This window comes from Nocardia vaccinii NBRC 15922 (assembly GCF_001613305.1).
Classification (GTDB): domain Bacteria; phylum Actinomycetota; class Actinomycetes; order Mycobacteriales; family Mycobacteriaceae; genus Nocardia; species Nocardia vaccinii.
In genome coordinates this window covers 140,730-159,393 of the sequence record NZ_BDCC01000033.1, presented here as the reverse complement: position 1 = coordinate 159,393, position 18,664 = coordinate 140,730, and the positions used below count along the sequence as shown (strand labels likewise).

Annotated in this window: 16 protein-coding genes; 9 read left to right on the top strand and 7 right to left on the bottom strand. The window is 66.6% G+C overall.

Translation table 11 applies throughout. The annotated features are described in order from the left end of the window. Nucleotides 1-258 precede the first annotated feature (258 nt). From NV1_RS22015 to NV1_RS22005, 3 genes are all read left to right on the top strand, one after another. Nucleotides 259-2,250, top strand: coding sequence for an APC family permease (locus NV1_RS22015; protein ID WP_067894294.1), 1,992 nt, complete (start codon nucleotides 259-261; stop codon nucleotides 2,248-2,250). Between the two features lie 140 nt (nucleotides 2,251-2,390). Continuing rightward, nucleotides 2,391-3,323 carry an amidohydrolase family protein gene (locus NV1_RS22010; RefSeq protein ID WP_067894292.1) on the top strand — a complete coding sequence of 311 codons (933 nt, stop codon included), beginning with the start codon at nucleotides 2,391-2,393 and terminating at the stop codon, nucleotides 3,321-3,323. A gap of 41 nt (nucleotides 3,324-3,364) precedes the next feature. After that, a complete protein-coding gene (locus NV1_RS22005; protein WP_067894289.1) occupies nucleotides 3,365-4,774 on the top strand; it encodes an MFS transporter in 1,410 nt (469 codons plus the stop codon). Nucleotides 4,775-4,787: 13 nt separating this feature from the next. On the opposite strand, the gene NV1_RS22000 is transcribed toward NV1_RS22005, so the two are convergent. Further along, nucleotides 4,788-6,164, bottom strand: a complete 1,377-nt coding sequence (locus tag NV1_RS22000) for an FAD-dependent oxidoreductase (RefSeq protein ID WP_067894287.1) — start codon at nucleotides 6,162-6,164, stop codon at nucleotides 4,788-4,790. A 12-nt stretch (nucleotides 6,165-6,176) separates the two neighbouring features. Further along, the gene (locus NV1_RS21995) at nucleotides 6,177-7,064 is read right to left on the bottom strand and encodes a diiron oxygenase (protein WP_067894284.1); all 888 of its coding nucleotides are present in this window, start codon (nucleotides 7,062-7,064) and stop codon (nucleotides 6,177-6,179) included. 822 nt (nucleotides 7,065-7,886) lie between these two features. Here NV1_RS21995 and NV1_RS21990 point away from each other — a divergent pair. Both NV1_RS21990 and NV1_RS21985 read left to right on the top strand, forming a co-directional pair. Further along, nucleotides 7,887-9,920, top strand: coding sequence for a polysaccharide deacetylase family protein (locus NV1_RS21990; protein WP_067894282.1), 2,034 nt, complete (start codon nucleotides 7,887-7,889; stop codon nucleotides 9,918-9,920). 140 nt (nucleotides 9,921-10,060) lie between these two features. Beyond that, complete coding sequence (locus NV1_RS21985) at nucleotides 10,061-11,416, top strand: wax ester/triacylglycerol synthase domain-containing protein (protein ID WP_067894280.1); 1,356 nt, start codon at nucleotides 10,061-10,063, stop codon at nucleotides 11,414-11,416. Between the two features lie 45 nt (nucleotides 11,417-11,461). On the opposite strand, the gene NV1_RS21980 is transcribed toward NV1_RS21985, so the two are convergent. After that, nucleotides 11,462-11,821: an ACT domain-containing protein gene (locus tag NV1_RS21980; RefSeq protein ID WP_067894278.1), complete on the bottom strand. Its 360-nt coding sequence runs from the start codon at nucleotides 11,819-11,821 to the stop codon at nucleotides 11,462-11,464. 140 nt (nucleotides 11,822-11,961) lie between these two features. Here NV1_RS21980 and NV1_RS21975 point away from each other — a divergent pair, with 140 nt between their 5' ends. Next, the gene (locus NV1_RS21975; protein ID WP_067894710.1) at nucleotides 11,962-12,318 is read left to right on the top strand and encodes a hypothetical protein; all 357 of its coding nucleotides are present in this window, start codon (nucleotides 11,962-11,964) and stop codon (nucleotides 12,316-12,318) included. On the opposite strand, the gene NV1_RS21970 is transcribed toward NV1_RS21975, so the two are convergent. From NV1_RS21970 to NV1_RS21960, 3 genes are all read right to left on the bottom strand, one after another. Next, a complete protein-coding gene (locus tag NV1_RS21970; protein ID WP_067894276.1) occupies nucleotides 12,286-13,167 on the bottom strand; it encodes a TIGR03619 family F420-dependent LLM class oxidoreductase in 882 nt (293 codons plus the stop codon). The two genes, NV1_RS21975 and NV1_RS21970, sit on opposite strands and share 33 nt — an antisense overlap. Then, on the bottom strand, nucleotides 13,167-13,562 hold the full coding sequence (locus tag NV1_RS21965) for a MerR family transcriptional regulator (protein ID WP_067894273.1): 396 nt from the start codon (nucleotides 13,560-13,562) through the stop codon (nucleotides 13,167-13,169). Before NV1_RS21965 ends, NV1_RS21970 begins: the two co-directional genes overlap by 1 nt. 205 nt (nucleotides 13,563-13,767) lie before the next feature. Beyond that, the gene (locus NV1_RS21960; RefSeq protein ID WP_373864644.1) at nucleotides 13,768-15,186 is read right to left on the bottom strand and encodes an amino acid permease; all 1,419 of its coding nucleotides are present in this window, start codon (nucleotides 15,184-15,186) and stop codon (nucleotides 13,768-13,770) included. A 166-nt stretch (nucleotides 15,187-15,352) separates the two neighbouring features. Here NV1_RS21960 and NV1_RS21955 point away from each other — a divergent pair, with 166 nt between their 5' ends. From NV1_RS21955 to NV1_RS21945, 3 genes are all read left to right on the top strand, one after another. Continuing rightward, nucleotides 15,353-16,729: an MFS transporter gene (locus tag NV1_RS21955; RefSeq protein WP_067894271.1), complete on the top strand. Its 1,377-nt coding sequence runs from the start codon at nucleotides 15,353-15,355 to the stop codon at nucleotides 16,727-16,729. Continuing rightward, nucleotides 16,719-17,135: a MarR family winged helix-turn-helix transcriptional regulator gene (locus NV1_RS21950; RefSeq protein WP_067894269.1), complete on the top strand. Its 417-nt coding sequence runs from the start codon at nucleotides 16,719-16,721 to the stop codon at nucleotides 17,133-17,135. Before NV1_RS21955 ends, NV1_RS21950 begins: the two co-directional genes overlap by 11 nt. Nucleotides 17,136-17,213: 78 nt before the next feature. Next, nucleotides 17,214-18,116, top strand: a complete 903-nt coding sequence (locus NV1_RS21945) for a dienelactone hydrolase family protein (protein ID WP_067894258.1) — start codon at nucleotides 17,214-17,216, stop codon at nucleotides 18,114-18,116. Here NV1_RS21945 and NV1_RS21940 read toward each other — a convergent pair. Continuing rightward, on the bottom strand, nucleotides 18,104-18,631 hold the full coding sequence (locus tag NV1_RS21940) for a gluconokinase (protein ID WP_067894705.1): 528 nt from the start codon (nucleotides 18,629-18,631) through the stop codon (nucleotides 18,104-18,106). The two genes, NV1_RS21945 and NV1_RS21940, sit on opposite strands and share 13 nt — an antisense overlap. Nucleotides 18,632-18,664 lie beyond the last annotated feature (33 nt).

The window sequence follows — 18,664 nt, the reverse complement described above, 5'->3', positions numbered from 1 at the left end:
ACGGGTCACAATCCTGCACACCGCCCCGCCGAAGCCCGGAACCGACTCCAACACACGTATACACATACGGCAGTGACTGAAAGTTAGCTCAGCACGCGTTTCGTCCGGCCTTCGCACCGCGGGCGGCCTACAATAGTGATTCGCTGAACTGCGGGATCCGATACCGACGGGATCCGTACGGTTCGCGCCACAATATTCATCCATCCACCTCCCTGCCGGTTTCCCAACAGCAACTGCTCCCGCTTAGGCTGGCTCATCGTGGTTTCACCGATCGATGTCGCGAAGCGATTAGTCCTCGGGCGCCCGTTCCGCAGTGATCGACTCGGTGAGACGCTGCTGTCGAAGCGCATCGCCCTACCGATCTTCGCGAGCGACCCGTTGTCCTCCGTCGCGTACGCAACCCAGGAGATCCTGCTCATCCTCACCCTGGGCGGTGTGGCCTACCTGCATCTGGCCTGGTGGGTGGCCGCCGGCGTGGTCGTGTTGCTGGCCGTGGTCGTGCTCTCGTACCGCCAGGTCGTACAGGCGTATCCGTCCGGCGGCGGGTCCTACGAGGTAGTCGCGGAAAATCTCGGTCCCATTGCGGGGCTCGTGGTAGCTGCGGCCTTGTTGGTCGATTACATCATGACAGTCGCGGTATCGGTGTCCTCCGGCGTGGACAACATCATCTCCGCACTGCCGGACCTCAACCCGTATCGGGTGGCGATCAATATCGGCTTCGTCGCCTTCCTGACCGCGATGAACCTGCGCGGCGTGCGCGAATCCGGCCGCGCCTTCGCGATCCCGACCTACGGTTTCGTCGTCGGCGTGCTGATCATGACGGTGGTCGGGCTGGGGCAAACGGTTTTCGGACACACGCCGGTCGCCGAGAGCGCGCACTATCAAATACACCCCGAACAGATCGGCCTGTCCTCGGCTGCGGTGGCATTTCTGCTGCTACGGGCCTTCTCCTCGGGCTGCACCGCCCTCACCGGAGCCGAGGCCATCTCCAACGGAGTTCCGGCGTTCCGCAAGCCGAAGGCGCTCAATGCCGCGCGGACCATGACCGCGATGGGCGTTCTGGCCATCACGATGTTCATCGGCGTGACGGCCCTGGCCATGATCTCGCACACCAAGGTCACCGAGAACACCTGCAATATCACCAACTTCCCCGGCAACTGCAACACCGACGCGCAGAAGACCGTGATCGCGCAGATCTCCGCGGCGGTGTTCGGCGGGCACAGCATCGCCTTCTACTACCTGATGGTGACCACCGCCCTGATCCTGATCCTGGCGGCGAACACCGCGTACAACGGCTTCCCGCTGCTGAACTCGATCCTGGCCCAGCGCCGGTACATGCCCCGCCAGCTGCACACCCGCGGCGACCGGCTGGCTTTCTCCAACGGCATCATCCTGCTGGCGGTCGTCGCCGGCGGGCTCATCTACGCCTTCCACGGCTCGACCACGCGACTGATCCAGTTGTACATCGTCGGGGTGTTCACCTCGTTCACGCTGTGCCAGGCGGGCATGGTGCGACATTGGAACCGGGAACTGCGCACCGCGAAGACGGCGGCCGAGCGGGCGCGCATCCACCGGGCCCGGATCATCAACGCCTTCGGTTCCTGCTTCACCGGCGTCGTGCTGATCGTGGTGATGGTCACCAAGTTCACCCACGGCGCCTATCTGGTGGTGTTCGCGATCCCGGTGCTCGTGGCGATCATGGCGGGCATCCACCGGCACTACACGCGCGTACGCGCCGAACTCGACATCGATCCCGACGAGCTCGAAACGCTGCCCGGCCGCGTGCACGCGATCGTGCTGGTCTCCAGCTGGCACAAGGCGACTCAGCGCGCGGTGCAGTTCGCCCGCGCGACCCGGCCCGACACACTCACCGCGATCTCGGTGAACGTGGACGACTCCGACACCCGCGAGCTGACCCGGGATTGGGACGAGGCCGGGGTGGCGATCCCGCTGAAAGTGATCGAATCGCCCTATCGCGAAATCACCCGGCCCGTCATCGAATACATCAAGCGGGTGCGCACCTCCCGCCCGCGCGATGTGGTCGCGATCTACATCCCCGAGTACGTGGTCGGCCGCTGGTGGGAGAACCTGCTGCACAACCAGAGTTCGCTGCGGCTCAAGGCGCGACTGCTGTTCGTACCCGGCGTGATGGTGACCAGCGTGCCCTATCAGCTGCGTTCCTCGCGGTCGCGGTCCTCGGAACGAATTCAGCACAGCCCCGGCGAGATTCGGCGCGGCATCACCAGCTGAAATTCTCCAGCCCAGGTCAGAGGCTTTTCACGTCTCACCGAGTGCGGGGTGTCCGGCTCGTGCCCGAACAGATTCCCTTCTGCGCGGGCAGATACGGCTTCATTATTGTCAACAATCTTGTCAACGATTATGTTAGCTGCATGACAGTCGACGATCACGCCACATTCACGAAGTCAGCGGGCTGGCTGGACTGGTGTCCAAACCCCACGGCGCCGACGTTCCAACTGCCCGCCGGCGCCGTCGACGCGCACTGTCATGTCTTCGGGCCCGGCGATCGGTTCCCGTATCACCCGGAACGCAAGTACACTCCGTGCGACGCGTCCGAGGAGCAGCTGTTCGCCCTGCGCGACCATCTGGGCGTGGCCCGCAACGTCATCGTCCAGGCCACCTGCCACGGCGCCGACAACCGGGCGATGGTCCATGCGGTCCGGGCCGCGGGTGGCAGAGCCCGCGGGATCGCCACCGTACGTCCCGACGTCACCACCGCCGAACTGCGAGCACTCGACGAAGCCGGGGTGCGCGGGGTGCGGTTCAATTTCCTCCAGCGCCTGGTCGATTCGGCGCCCAAGGACGATCTGGCCGCGATCGCGGCGAAGATCGCCCCGCTCGGTTGGCACATCGTGATCTACTTCGAGGCCGCGGATCTGCCGGAACTGGAGGACTTCTTCGCCGCCCTGCCCACCGCGCTGGTGGTCGATCACATGGGCCGCCCGGATGTCAGCGCGCCGGTCGGCGGGCCGGAGTTCGCTCGGTTTCTGCGCTTCACCGAACGCACCGATGTGTGGGTGAAAGTCAGCTGTCCCGAAAGACTTTCGGTGACCGGGCCGGCCGCCCTCGACGGTGAGCGCGACGCGTACACCGATGTGGTGCCGTTCGCGCGCCGGGTTGTCGAGGAATTCCCGGACCGGGTGCTGTGGGGCACCGACTGGCCACACCCGAATCTCACCGATCACATGCCCGACGACGGGCTGCTGGTCGATCACATCCCGCATGTCGCCACGACGGCGGAACTGCAGCGCAAGCTGCTCGTCGACAATCCGATGCGGTTGTACTGGCCCGACGAAAAACCCTGAACTACAACCAGTTTCACTCCCTCGCTCGACAAGGATCGACCATGCAGCGCTGCAATGCGTCCAACCGGCTGGACCGGCTGCCCATCTCCCGGTTCCACTACCTCACCCTGGCCGCGGTCGCGATCGCCTATTTCTTCGAATTCGCCGACATCAACAGCTTTGCCATCACCGCACCGCGGCTGATCAAGCTGTGGAAGGTGAGTGTCAACGAGATCGCCTACGTCACCTCGCTGTCGTTCGTGGGCATGTTCATCGGTTCGCTGGCCGCTGGATGGATCGCCGACCGCTGGGGCCGCAAGAAGGCGCTGCTGTGGACGACGCTCGCCTTCTCGGTGTTCTCGCTGGCCGCCGTGTTCTCGTGGGATATCGTGTCGCTCGGGGTTTTTCGAGTCCTGACCTCGGCGGGCCTGTCGGCGATGACCGTGGTCGCCGTCATCTACGTCAGCGAGATCTTCCCCGCGGCCGTGCGCGGCAAGTACCAGGCCTACGCCATCGTGATAGGTATCTGCGGCACACCGGTCACCAATTTCATCGCCAGTGGGGTGGTCGGTCTCGCCTTCTGGTCGTGGCGGCTGGTGTATCTGTGGGGCGCGCTCGGGCTGGTCGTGCTGTTCCTCGCGCGGTATCTCACCGAATCGCCGGTGTGGCAGGAGAATCGGGGCGACTACGCCGCCGCGGACGAGGCGCTGCGGGAGATCGAGGCCCGGGTGAGCGCGCAGCACGGTCCGCTCCCCGAACCCGCGTCGCCCGTCGACGCGGCGCCTGCGGCGCGGGCGCCGCTGTCGCTGCTGTTGCAGCGGAAGTATCTGCTGCCCACCCTGCTGCTGACCGTCCTGTGGGTGACCCAGTCGATCGGGTTCTTCGGCTATTCCACCTGGGCGCCTTCGCTGCTGGCGAAGGAGGGGTTCAGTGTGCAGAGTTCGACGCTGTACGTGGCGTTGTCCACGGTCGGCGCGCCGCTGGGGTCGTATCTCGCCGCGCTGGTCACCGACCGGTTCGAGCGCAAGTGGTGCCTGGTGGTCTTCGGCGCCGTCATCGCCACCTGCGGCCTGCTGTACGGCCTCACCTTCACCCCTGTGATGATCGTGACCTTCGGCTTCCTGGTGAACCTGTTCGAACGTGGTTACACCGCACTCGGTTACGCCTACTCACCGGAGCTGTTCGACACGCGCACCCGCTCGCTGGGCACCGGCGTCTCCTACGGATTGGGCCGATTGTCCAACGCCGCAGGGCCACTGATCATCGCCCACCTCTACACCTGGAGCGGTTACCGATCGGTGTTCATCTTCATAGCCGCCACCTGGATGGTCGGTGCAGTCGTGCTCGCCGCATTCGGCCCGCGCACCCGACAGCTCATCAACGGAGGTGCGCCGGCGAGCGCCGAGGGTCCCGGTACACCGGGGACCGCATCTGCATCGGATTCGACTGCCGGGAAACCACGGACGGTGTGACCACGTCTCGTCGTCAGCGTCCGAGGTCTTGGGCCAGGCATTCGACCGTTTCGGCGGCGCAGTTGCGACTGTCGCCGATTCCTCCGGTGGCGCCACGTTTGGCCCAGCCGACGACGTACAACCCCTCGATGGGTTCACCGGTTTCGGCCCGCAGGACTCGCCCGTGCCGGTTCGGCACTACTCCGTTGTCGGACAACGGGATCCCCTCGATCGCCTGGGCGCGGAAACCCGCGGCGCAGATGACCGAGTCGGCGTGGAAACTGTGCTCCGATGCGGTGACAACCGTCGATCGCCCCGGAGGTGACGCATGAATCTGCGTGACGTCGCGGCCGAACGAGAGCACCACTCGCACAGTGCCTTCGGATGCCGGCCCGAGACCGGCGGCGGGGCGGGCCGAGATCTGGTGGAGCAGCGAACTGTCCGGCGGTGCGGCGGGTCCGGTGCCGATGTGATCGACGACGACCTCGACTCCACGAAGCCCGAGCAACTCGTCGAACGCCGATGCTGTGAAGGCCGGACGATCGGGCGTTGCGCGTGAAAGCACTGTTACCTCGGTGACTTTCGGGCCCGGTGTGTCTGTGTTGTACCGCGTGGCAATCCATCTGACGACGTCGAAGGCGACATTGCCTGCGCCGACGATGACGCACCTCGGCCCCAATGCCTCGGTCGGTCTCATCACCGGAGTCTCGGTATTGGCGGCGATCAGCAGATCCACCGCTTGGTGCACGCCGGGAAGACGCGGCCCCGGCGGACCGATGGTCCGGGGTTGTGAGGCGCCGCAGGCAAGCACCACCGCGTCGGAATCGCTACGGATCGCGGCTATCGAAATATCCACTCCAACCTTCGTATTCCGTACCACGGTGACACGGTCGTCCGCGAAAGGAACCTCGAAGAGGTGAATCATCCCCCGGATCTCGGGGTGGTCGATGGAGACACCACGCCGCAGCAGGCCGCCGATTTCGCTGTCTTGTTCGAAAACCGTGACACGCACCGATCCGGAGCGGCGCAACAGTTCTCGCACGGTGTACATCGCCGCGGGGCCGGATCCGATCACCGCCACCCGCGGCCGATCGAAGGGAGTGCCCAAGGGTGATGCGAACCTTGGTGGGGCCGGCGCGGGCCGCACCGCGGTCCCGGTGCGGTCGAAGTATTCGCGATTGCGCGCCGCGCACGGACGTTCGAGGTCGGTCAGCAGGAACTCCGGCTTGATGGCCGATGCTGGGCATACCTGCGTGCATGCAGCACAGTCGATACACGAGCGCGGGTCGATGTGCAGTGTTTCCGTGGTGTCGAATCCGGCTTCTCCGGGCAGGGGATGAATACAATTCTGCGGGCAGACGCGGACACAGGATGCGTCTTTGCAGCAATGTCCGAGGATGACGTGGCTCACGGTGACTTCCGGCTACAGGAGGTTCGATTTCCGGTATATCCAACGAGTTACGCGGTTCAGCAGGGTCTCCCTGCCCAGAAAATCAATGAAAGGTTCGGCGGCCCTGCGGAACATCATCCGGTGGTGCTCGTTCGCGTCGATCTCCGACTTGACCGTCTGCCAATCCAGTCCCAGGCCCTCGTACACCCGGCGATCGATCAGGCTTTTGGCGATGATGTGCGTTCCGACGGCGATGACGATCGTACTGATCGAGCGCCGTAGGCTCGACGACTCGGCCAGCCGATCCCGAATCTTACGTCGCGCGAAGACCATATGCCGAGATTCCTCGACGACATGGATATAGGACGTGCGCCGGATGGCGGAGACGACGGTTCTGGTGGCCATCCAATCCCGTTGCATCACATCGAAGATCTCCTCACCGGCCAGGATGATGCCGTAGGCGACTTCGTCCCAGGCGAAGGTGCGAAACAGCCATCCAGAGAAACGAAGCGAGCCGGAACGTCGATGGAAATGTGCGCCGATGCTGTCGATCGCGTTGACCAACATCAGCGAGTGCAGGCTTTCGTCGGCGCATTCGTTGAGCAGGAACTTCACATCGTCGCGCGAAAAATCGGCACTGTGGTTGCGGCGCAGGAGCGCTACCTGCAGACCGAGTTCCAGCCATATCCCGACACCGAGGAATTGCGCGACCTCACTGCGAGTAAGGCGGATTCTGTCGGCCTCCGACATGGCATTCCACGTGCGAGTGCCGAAAAGTGGTGACCACTCCGGAGTCATTCCGTAGCAACGCGCGTCGTCCGTGCCCGGCTCGTACACGAGCGTGGTACGTGGGTCGAAGGACAATCGGGTGGCGGAGGCCAGTAATGCCTCGAACAGATCGTCTTGTGCGGAAGCCGTCATTTCACGTCGCTCCTTCGGCTCGCGGTGCGGTGCACGCAGCGCGGCCAACGCTAATCGCCGGGCCGCGGCCGCTCAATCCGCCCGGCACAGGTCCGGGAAAACTACAGACTCGAATCCCGCAGGTCTGATTCCGCACACAACAACGGGGGAGCCCGATCCATCCGGAGTTGTGTCCGAACCAATGCCGCGGACACCGCGCGGGCGAGGCCGGTCCGGGAGGTGCTGCGGCACTACCGGGGAGCGGTCGGCGGGCCCTGAGGATACCGCGCGAGGTGGCGTTCGCCGGTGCTCGCGGATTCGTCCACCCGTCCCGTTCTTGTGGGCGCACTGAGGTTTTCCGCCGCCGAGCCTGTTGCTTCCCCGGAAATCCGACCGGCCGATTGAGCATTACCGGCACCAGGAGTTAGCGTCGTTCCCGCAGCCCGAAAGGGATTTCAATTCTTCCGGTAACCCACGTCGGCGCACATCGGTTTCCGTTCCAGCCGTGACATTCGCATTGCGGAACAACGCTGACCGTTGCTGTTGCGAACCGATCGGCGCCGACTGCCTTTTCTTGTCTTTCCTGGAGGTCGATCGATGTCTGTCAGCGGCGGTCGCCAGCTTGTGCGGGCGGTGCTGGTGCTCGCCGAACGCGCCATGGACGACCTCATCCGCCGCGACGCGGGCTCGGTCATGTGAGCAGCCTCGGCCATCCGGAACGTACCCGCCCGGAGCGCCGCTGGCCCCCAGCTCGAATAGACAATGGCGACAGGGCATTTCGCGGGCACAGACAACGTTTGCCCGGCCGTGTCGCGGTCCGGGGACCTCGACAGGAGTACCGCGATGACCAAGGTCGCGCTGAGTATCGCGCAGCATGCGAATCAGCTCGTGATAACCGATGGCTACACGCATCGGGACGGGATCTCCCGCTGCGTCCAGGGCTATCTCGATGTGCTGGAATTGCATCGCGCGTACGGGATTCCGATGTCGTTGCATCTGTCCGGAACTCTGCTCGAGGCGATGCTGTGGCATCGGCCCGAACAATTCGACCGGATTCGGCGGCTGGTGGGCGGTGCGGGCATCGGCCTGCTCGGCGGCACCTACTGCGAGCCGATCATGCCGACGCTCACCCCGCCGATGAACCGCCTGCAACTGGTCACGATGACCGATCTGCTGGCCCAGCACTTCCCGCAGGACGTGGAGCGGGTCGAAACCGCCTGGCTGCCCGAGCGGGTATGGGATCCGCGACTGCACGGTGTGTTCACCGATCCGACCTTGCCGGGTGGCCCTTACCGGCGGGTGCTGGTGGACGACCGTCTCCTGGCCGCAGATCGGCCGAACCGACCGCACGGCCCGTTCCGGTGGGCCGATCGCCGACGGCCGCCCCCATATCACCCGGACATGCTCGACACGGATTCGCTGCGGCCACGTACGTCGGCCGTCGGCGAGCGGCGGCTGACGATGGTGCCGATCTGCTCCTATCTGCGTTACTTGTTCCCGCCTCGTACCGCCCAGCAATGGAATTTCCTGGATCGGATGATGGCCGACCTGTCCGAGCGTGCCGATGCGGGAGAAGAGATTCTGCTCGTCTACGCCGACGACATGGAACGCTCGGCGGGAGTGGGAGGCTGGGAACCGGCGATCAAGGAATACGAACACCTCCTGCAGTGGCTGGCAACCAACGAAACCGTCGAGGTGGTCGAGCTGGACAACTGGCTGGACCGGCATCGTTTCCCCGAACGCGGTGCGGTTCCCGCCGGGTCCTACTACGAACTGGAACACGAGTGGGGTGCGCGCGCCGACTTCACCGGCTGGTCGCAGGACCCGCAGTGGAGGCCTTATGCCGATCTGTCGACTGCGATGCAGTCGATGATCGGCACGGCCGAACGCCGGCTGTCGTGGCATCGCGGCGCGGGCGAATTGCTCACCCTGGCCTACCGTCTGCTGATGATCGGTCAGCACGAAACCGCTTGGCGTGACCCGATATTCGGATGCCTGGACGGGTCGCAGCGGCATCTGGCGCCGTGGGTGCGGGCCACGGCCGCGCACGCCGCACTTGCTCGTCCCCTGGTGCGGGCCGCGTACTGGGCGGCCGACGGTGGCTGCACCGCCGGTGCCGAAGAGGTCGACATCGATGGTGACGGGGAGATCGAGCTCGTCCTGTCCGACCGTCGGACGTGGTGTGTGGTCTCCCCGCGACGAGGTGCGCGGCTCACCCTCATGTGTCATCGGGACAGTTCCGGTTGCGCACTGGTCGTGGGCAATCCCGCTGACGACTGGAACTACCAGGAGGAACTGCATCGGTTCATGGACCAGCCCCCGGCCCATCCCGGCGCACTCACCGACCGGGACAACCCGCACGAGGAATGGTCGGTGCGGCGAACGCACATCCGCCATGGCGTCGCCGTGGACCTGTACCGGCCGGGCGAGACCGAGTGGGGCCGCCGCTACGCCCTATTGGACGCAATCCCGGGATTGGTGGTGTGCCTGCGGGATGTCGCGCCGGGCGGGGTCGTCGACAATTTCCTGACCCCGGACTATTTGCGTGCGCTCACGCACGGCGAGCGCGGCCTGCCGCTGTCGGGCCGCCGTCTCGCCGGTCGGCGGTACGGCCAGCGGTGGAGCTGGGTGGGATTCGACCCTGTTCAGGCGGCTGCGACTGCCGACGATTCCACGGCCGGACACGGACATCTCCTCGCCGTTCGCACCGCTGGAACTTCCGCGGAGCTGATCATCGGCGCCGGGGTGGTGAGCGATCAGCAGATCGAGACCTGGCTGAAACGCGCGCGCACGATTCTGGGAATCGGTTCACCCGACCCGACACCGAACTCGTCCACCGCCGGGGAGTCCGACGCACTCGCGAGCGAGGCCCGGTGAGCGGTCAGCATTCCGAGCGAGCCGCGATCGGCCTGAGCGAGCCGCCACGGCTACCCCGCGGGCCACGTCCGGCTCCCCCGGGCGCGTGAGCGGCACGGCCGCTAAAGTGCAGGGCAATCGACGATCGACGAGAGCAGCGGATGCGCGAATCACAGCTGACGGCCAATGACGCGGCCTTCTTCTATCTGGCGCGGTCGGGGCGGGCGACCGACTGGCCGATGTGGTGGGTGTTCGACAGTGGTGATGCCCCCGCACCGACCGGTGCGCAGGTCACGGCCTACTTCGGTGCGCGGGCGGCGGCGCTGGAGCCGTTGCGTCGGCGCATCCACGAGGCGCCGGGCGGGCTCACGCACCCGATCTGGGTCATCGATGACAGCTCGATCGAGAGTCATATCGTCGCGCATCCCGAGGGGCTGGACTGGGCCGCCTGCCAGGACCGGATGGCGCAGGCCCTGACCGAACCGCTGGACGCGCGGGTGTGCGCCTGGCGCCTGCACGTCTTCCCCGGCGTTACCGGCATCGAGACGGTGACCGGTGCGGGCACCGTCGTGATGATGCAAACCAGTCACGCGCTGATGGCGGGCCCGGCGATGACCTCGCTGGGTGAGGCGTTGTTCGCGGCCGACCCCGCGCCGGTGCGAATCGACGGGCAACCTACCGCCGCGCGGCGGCCGCGAGCGTGGCCCGTGGCGCTGGCCGACGCGGTTCGGATACCTTGGCGCACAGTGCGTTTCATGAGCGGAGCCCGTGCTCTGAACCGATGGTCCGTGCCGGAGGGCCAGGATGACTGGCCGGTGATCTCCGCGCGCACCAGGACGGTGTTGAATCAGCGCATCGGCCCGGACCGCGCCCTGCGCACCGTCCCGCTGGAACTCGCGTCGGTGCGCACTCCCGGCATCACCGTCACCTCGGTCGGCCTGACGGCGATATCCCTTGCACTGCAACGCTATTTCGATAAGCACACACTCCCGTGCCCGGAGGATCTCTCGGCCTTCGTCACGATCGCGATACCCGGCGTGCAGGTGTTGGGGGTCAATCGGATCGGCGCCGACGTGGTGGATCTGCATCCCGGTGAGCCGGACATCGCCGCGCGTGCCCGCGCGGTGGACGCCTCCCTGCGCGCTCGCCGCGGATCGGCCTCGAGCCCCCGCGAGCTGGCCCGGCTGCACCTGATCGACGGCCTGCCCAGTCGCATCTACCGAGCGAAGTTCGGCACCCTGCCGCCCGCGGACCCGCCTCCGCTCGCACCCGCGCATACCATTCTGACCAGCATCCGCTGTGATTCGGATACCGCACTGTCCCTGCTGGACAGCCGATTTCGATTCGCCGGTATGCTGCCGCCGGTCTACCCGGACATCGCGCTGGCGCACTCGTTCGTCGGCACGGATGACGTCTTCGCGGTCTCGGTGGCCTGCGATCCGGCGATCGTCACTGATCTGGACGTCTACTGCGACATGCTGCGGAATGCCTTCCACGAGCTGACCGCCCTCGACTGAGCGCCTCTGCGTCGGCCGCTGGAAGACGCTGTGCGCCAATACTTTTCAGCCGTCGACGCGGTGCCCCGCCTGCGCCAGCGCGTCCTTGGCCTCGACGAGCCGATGTTCCGGCACCAGCACCAGGTCCGCGTGGTACGTGGAGGTCACGAAGACCGGGATGCCGGCCTCGCTCAGCGGTCCGACGACCGCCGCCGGCATGGTGGTGTCCCGGCCGTACTTGCCGGGGTCGCCGTACAGGCCGATCCAGATCTCCCCTTCGGCCCACGGTGGCGCATCGCGGATCACGGTCAGCCCCTCCGGCGCCCGCACCAGCGCTATCCACTCGTCGTCCTCGGGAAACGTTGCCCCGGCGACGTATTCGACCGCGAATCGGGAGGGGACGACGTGCAGCCGCTGGACACTCATCCGGCCATCCTAGGACGCGCCGTCGGCGGCCTCGGCGCACGGCCCGCGGGTGAAGGCCCTGTGCACCGATCGACCGCCGGGATGGACGACACTGGAGTGCGCAGGGTCTCGCGATCCACAGACCGAGGAGGTGCGTGATCATGGTCGACGACGTCGAGAAGCGCTGGCACGATCCGGATATGTACCGGCACGCGGTCGGGTACTGCGTCGGTGTGCTGATCGTCGCGGCACTGCTGTTCCTGGCGATCGACGAGTGGGCGGGCCGCCGGGAGAGCTGCGCGCAGTCCCCGCGCACCTTCTGCGACGGCACCGCGCAGGGGGCCATCCTCGGCGGCCCCGGTCTGGTGCTGGTCATCGGTACGATCGGCGCGTTCGTGACCACCTACCGCACCTGGCGCCGGCACCGAGCCTGGCCCATCTGGCAGGGTGCGGGCTGGTTCCTGATGATCGTGACGCTCGCCTACCTATCGATCGGCACCGGCAGCGTCATGAGCTGAAAGGTCGAATCGTTCGGCGAATTCCGACATCTGGTCGTGTTGCTGCGCGGGGTCGACACCAGCGAAGCCGACGACGATCCGGTCCACACCATGCTCGGCGAATTCCCCGACGCGATCGGCGGACATATCGGCTGATCCCCAGCGGGTGTACTCGATTTCGGCAGGATCGCGTCCCGCGTCGGCGGCGGTCTTGCGCGCCAGCTCGATCTGGCGGTCACGTTCGTATTCGGTCAGCATGCCACCGGCGAAATAACCACTGCCGCGTCGTCCGGCGCGCCGGGCCGCTGCCGCGCTGGAGCCCCCGACGTGGATGGGCAGCGCAGTCGTTTCGTGTGGTTTGGGGTAGCTGCACAGGTTGTCGAAGGCGAAGAACTCGCCGTGGTGGCCGACCCCGTCCGGACCGCCCGCCCACAGCAGGCGCAGCACATCGATCGCCTCGTCCGCGCGGCGGCCCCGGCTGCGGAAATCGACGCCCAACGCGCGGGCTTCCCCGGGCAAGGCGCCGAGGCCGACGGTGAGCAGCCGCATCCTGCCTCGGGACAGCACGTCGATGGTGGCCAGCCGCTTGGCCAGGACCACCGGATGCCGGTACGGCAAAAGCAGCACACCGGTACCGAGCAGAATCCGGTCCGTAGCCGCGGCGACGAAGCTCAGGCAATCCAGCGGATCGAAATACGGCAACGTCGGCGGCAGCTCGCCGGCGCCGTAGTCGGCGCCGGGATACAGCGCGATATGGTCCTGGACATACAGTGCCTCGAACCCCAGGTTCTCCGCGTGCCGGGCGAACGCCGTGAGCCGATCGGGATCGGTGCCGTTGAACGCCGTACTGTAGCTGGTCGCAAACCGCATTACGAAATTCCTTGCTGGTAAAGGGAGAATTCGCACTTCGGGGCCGGGCAAGCCACGGCGCTGATCCGCGCGCTCACCTGTCGCCGCGCGGCGGAGAGCTCGTCGATCGCGTCATCGATCTCGGCGAGCCTGCGCCGCAGGGACTCCACCGATTCCGGGCATTCGTCGCCGGACTTGTGGCCGGTGCGTAGGCAGGTGACGAACGGGCGGGCATCGGCCAGGTCGAAACCCAACTCCAGCAACGCCCGGATTTTCCGCACGATCTCGAGTTCAGGCTCGTCGTACACGCGGTAGCCGTTGGCCGACCGCTCGGGCCGCACGAGTCCGTGCTGCTCGTAGTAGCGCACCGTGCGTGCACTGGTACCGGCGCGCTGGGCCAGCTCTCCGATCAGCATGTGAACCCCTCTCGAGACCGCTGCGGCAACGGTAAACCTTGTCACCGGCGTCAAGGCAATACCGCAGACCCACACGAGCCGATGTTCGGTCGGTCCGGGCGGGGACAAACGATTCACACGGGACCGGGCGCGGGCACGCCGGGACGAATTCGCCGCTGCCTGAACGCAATCGGCGAATCGGCCCCGGCGGACCCGACCGGGGAACTCAGGCGTCCACCGAATCCCGGCGGCGCACCAGGCTGTTCACCACCGGATAACCGGCACAGACCAGGACGGTCCACACCACGCCGACGATGATCGCCGTGCGACCGCTGTCGGTGAAGAACAGCAGCACCACGACCAGCCCGAGGAAGGCCAGGGCCAGGACGGTACTCACCGGCGCGCCGGGCAGGCGGTAGTCCGAGGCCGGGAGCTCCCCGCGCCGGACGCGCGCGCGATACGCCATGTGGCACAACAGGATCACACCCCACACCACGATGATGCCGATGGTGCTGACCGAGGTGATGTAGGCAAAGGCCTTGTCCGGCGAGATCACGTTGACGACCACGCCGATCACCATCGCCGCCGTGGAGGCGATGATGCCCGTGTACGGCACCTGCCGGCTGCTCAACGCTCCCAGCCCGCGCGGCGCCTCACCGTGTTGCGCGAGGCTGCGCAGCATGCGGCCGGTGGAGTAGATGCCCGAATTGCACGACGACAGCGCCGCGGTCAGCAAGACGAAATTGATCAGATCGGCGGCACCCGGGATGCCCACCTTCTCGAACACGGCAACGAACGGGCTTGCGCCGGAATGGAAGTTGGTCCAGCTGAGCACCGACATGATGATCACCAGCGCACCGACGTAGAACAGCCCGATCCGCAGCGGCAGTGTATTGATGGCCTTGCGGAGCGTCTTGCGAGGTTCGCGAGCCTCTCCGGCGGTCACACCCACCAATTCCACACCGACATAGGCGAATACCACGATCTGCAACGCCAGCAGGGCTTTCCATGGGCCGTTCGGGAAGACGCCGCCATCGGACCACAGATTCGTCACGGACGGATTCGGCGCATGCCCGAATCCGATGACCAGCACGCCGATGCCGATCACGATCATCGCCAGAATCGCGAAGATCTTGATCGCGGAGAACCAGAACTCGCCCTCACCGAACACCTTCACCGAGATCAGATTCGCCCCGAAGAGCACGGCCAGAACCACCAGCGCGGTCGCCCACTGCGGTACCGCGAACCAGCGCTGGACATAGTTTCCGGCGACGGTGATCTCGGCCATGCAGGTGCTCACCCACACCGCCCAGTACGTCCAGCCGGTCACGAATCCCGCGAAGCGCCCGAGGAATTCGTGCGCGTACTCCGCGAAGCTGCCCGATACGGGGCGGTAGGTCAGTAACTCCCCCAGTGCCCGCATGATCACGAAGATCGCGACACCCGCCACCAGGTAGCACAGGATCAGCGCCGGACCGGCCTGCTCGATGGCGCCGCCCGCGCCCCAGAACAGGCCGGTGCCGATGGCGCCGCCGATCGCGATCATCTGCACGGTGCGCGGGTTCAGGCCCCGCTTGTAGCCTTCTTCCTCATCCACGGGTTCTGCGGTCACCGTACCTGGCGCCGCACTCCGGTCCATCGTCATGCGACGAACGTACCGGGCGAGCGTTCGGCTCGCAGTGCGCCATATCGAATGTCGCACTTCGTGAGTGGGCAGCAATCCAATGGTTCACTCCACGACCCGACGCGGTGATCCACTCCACAACAGCCGTCGATTGCATCCGGAACAGTTGTAGTTTCACAATACTTGTGTGCCGACAACTGTTGCGGGGTTGAGTGCGCGCGGCAAAACCATCGTGCTGGTGACGTGCTGCCTGAGCCTACTGATCTCATCGATGGACGCGACCATCGTCAATGTCGCGATCCCGTCCATCCGCGGCGAGATGCACGCGCCGCTGTCGCGGTTGCAGTGGATCATCGACATCTACACCCTGACCCTGGCCAGCCTGCTGATGCTCTCGGGCGCGACCGCCGACCGGTGGGGCCGGCGGCGAATGTTCCGCATCGGCCTGACCCTCTTCGCGATGGGCTCCCTGCTGTGCAGCCTCGCACCCACCGTCAACGTGCTGATCGGCGCGCGCTTCGTGCAGGCCATCGGCGGATCGATGCTGAATCCGGTGGCGATGTCCATCATCACCACCGTCTTCACCGACCGGGTCGAGCGAGCCCGCGCCGTCGGCGTCTGGGGTGCGGTGGTCGGCGTGTCCACGGCGCTGGGGCCGATGGTGGGCGGAGTGCTCATCGATGCGCTGGGCTGGCAGTCGGTCTTCTGGATCAACCTGCCGATCTGCGCGATCGCACTAGTGCTCACCACGCTGTTCGTCCCCGAATCCAAGGCGGCCGAGGCCCGCGGCATCGACCCGCTCGGACAGGTGCTGGCCATGATGGTCATGTTCACGCTGGTCTTCGGGCTCATCGAGCACAAACCGATCATGCTCGTCATCACCGCGATCGCCCTGGCCGCGTTCTGCTACGTGGAATGGCGGCATCACTCGCCGTTCATCGATCTGCGCTTCTTCCGCAGCTTCCCCTTCGCCTCGGCGACCATGATCGCGGTGTGCGCGTTCGCCTGCCTGGGCGCGTTCCTGTTCAGCGCCTCGCTGTATCTACAAGGGACACGGCACTATTCGGCCGTGCACACCGGCCTGCTGTACCTGCCCATGGCACTGGGCATGCTGGTCTGCTCACCGCTGTCGGGACGGTTGATCGGCCGCTACGGCACGCGGCCGTCGCTGGTGGTCGCGGGCACGCTGCTGGCGATCTCCACGATCGCGCTGACCACGCTGCGCGACGATACGCCGGTGTGGGCGCTGATCCTGATGTTCGCGGTATTCGGCCTGGGCTTCGGCACCGTCAACCCTCCGATCACCACCGCCGCGGTGAGCGGTATGCCGCTGGACCAAGCGGGCGCGGCCTCGGCGGTGGCCTCGACCAGCCGTCAGATCGGCGTGAGCCTGGGCGTGGCCCTGTGCGGTCTGTTGACCGGTGCGAATCTGTGGTGGGTCCTGGCCCTCCTCGCGGTCGGCGTCATCGTGCTGGGCGTTTCGGCCAGCACCGGCTGGGCCCGGCGCTCCCAGCAGGGGGTCGCCTATCTGCTCGAACAGAAGGTTCCCAGCCATGCCGGATGACGTCCCGACTCCCGACGAGGTGTGGCGGATGCTGCTGCACGCCGTCGGCACCCGCGACAAATGGAAGCGGGCCATCACCGAACGCACGGGACTGCCGTTCAGCCGGATCAAGATCCTGCGCCAACTGCGCTGCGGACCGATGACGGTCAAGGAACTCGCCGCCGCGGCCGCGATGGACGCGCCCGCGGCCACGGTCACCGTCAACGATCTCGAGGAGCGCGGCCTCGTACTGCGCTCGGTGGATCCGGCCAACCGGCGCACGAAGGTCGTCTCCATCACCGAACTGGGTGGCCAGGTGCTGGCCGACGCTCTCGCCACACACGACCCCGCACCGGAATCGATTGCCGCACTGTCGGAATCGGATCTGCGCACCTTGCGCGACCTGCTGCGCAAACTCGACCGCTGAATCCGTCCGCCCGGTCCACAGCAAATCTCGAGCTCGAGTGCTCGCACACCGCCGCAGCGGCGGAATAGGGTGTGCCCCATGACCCCCTTGCAGCAGTACATGGCCGAGGAGATCGCGACCGATCACGCGGACGGCATTCTCGACCGGCGCGAGGCCCTGCGCCGCCTGGGCATGATGGGGCTCGGGGCCGCCGCGGCCTCGGCGCTGCTGGCCGCCTGCTCGACGAATCAGAGTGAGGGCCGAGAACATTCCACCTCATCGGCCGCTCCCACCTCGGGGCCGCCCGGCGCGGCGGGTGGGCTCGAAGCGAGCGCGGTGACCTTCGCGGGCCCGCAGGGGCGCACGCTACAGGCGGCATGGGCGCAGCCGAAGAACCCGCGCGGAGGTGTGCTGGTGATCCACGAGAACACCGGGCTCACCGATTTCATCCGCTCGGTCACCGGACGTTTCGCGGGCATCGGCTACAGCGCGCTGGCGGTCGACCTGCTGTCCGAAGAGGGCGGCACCGCAACGTTTCCCGAGCCCGCGGCGGCCACCGCGGCGCTGAGCAAGATCCCGCAGGACCGGTTCGTCGCGGACCTGCAGGCCGGTCTCCAGGAGCTCGCACGGCGGGTACCGGACAAGAAGCTGGGCGTGACCGGATTCTGCTTCGGCGGCGGGCTGACCTGGATGCTGCTCACCGCGGGCACGCCGGACATCGCCGCGGCCACACCGTTCTACGGCCCCTTCCCCGCCGGCGGAGACCTGTCCCGGTCCAAGGCCGCGGTGCTGGCGATCTACGGATCACTCGACGCCCGGGTCGGGGCCACCCGCCCCGCCGCGGAGGCCGCGCTGCAGAGGGCCGGCCTGCCGCACGAGACCTTCGTCGCGCAGGGAGCGGACCACGCCTTCTTCAACGACACCGGCCCGCGCTACAACGCCGCCGGGGCCGCGCAGGCGTGGCGGCGCGTCACCGACTGGTATGGGCGTTACCTGGGCTGAGTTCCGGCGCCGGCCGGGTCGAGGCCCGTCAGTACGTCGCGGACCAGGGCGTCGACGTCGCGGGTGCCGTCGACCGTGCGGCCGTATTCCCGCACGGTCAGCGGCTGCAGGATGGCCAGCTGTGAATCGAGCAGCCGGGCGTGCATGAAATGTCCGGTGCGCGTATTCATTCGGCGGATCAGCTCCGCGCGCGGCACGTCCAGGGCGACGAAATACAGTCCGGGGGCGGCGGCCCGGAGGCGGTCGCGGTACTCGTGTTTGAGGGCCGAGCAGCTCACCACCGCACCGTGCCCGCCGCGGGCGGACAGCCAGTTCCCTATCGCGTCGAGCCACGGCAGCCGGTCCGTGTCGTCCAGCGGGATTCCGGCCGTCATCTTCGCGATATTGGCCGCTGGATGCAGATCGTCGCCATCCGCGTAGGCCACGCCGAGTGCGGTCGCCAGCCGCTTCCCCACCGTCGTCTTACCCGATCCGGACACCCCCATGACGGCGATGCGGGGCTGCGATGTGGTCATGCGTGTGACGATACGCAGGACACACCGGCGCGT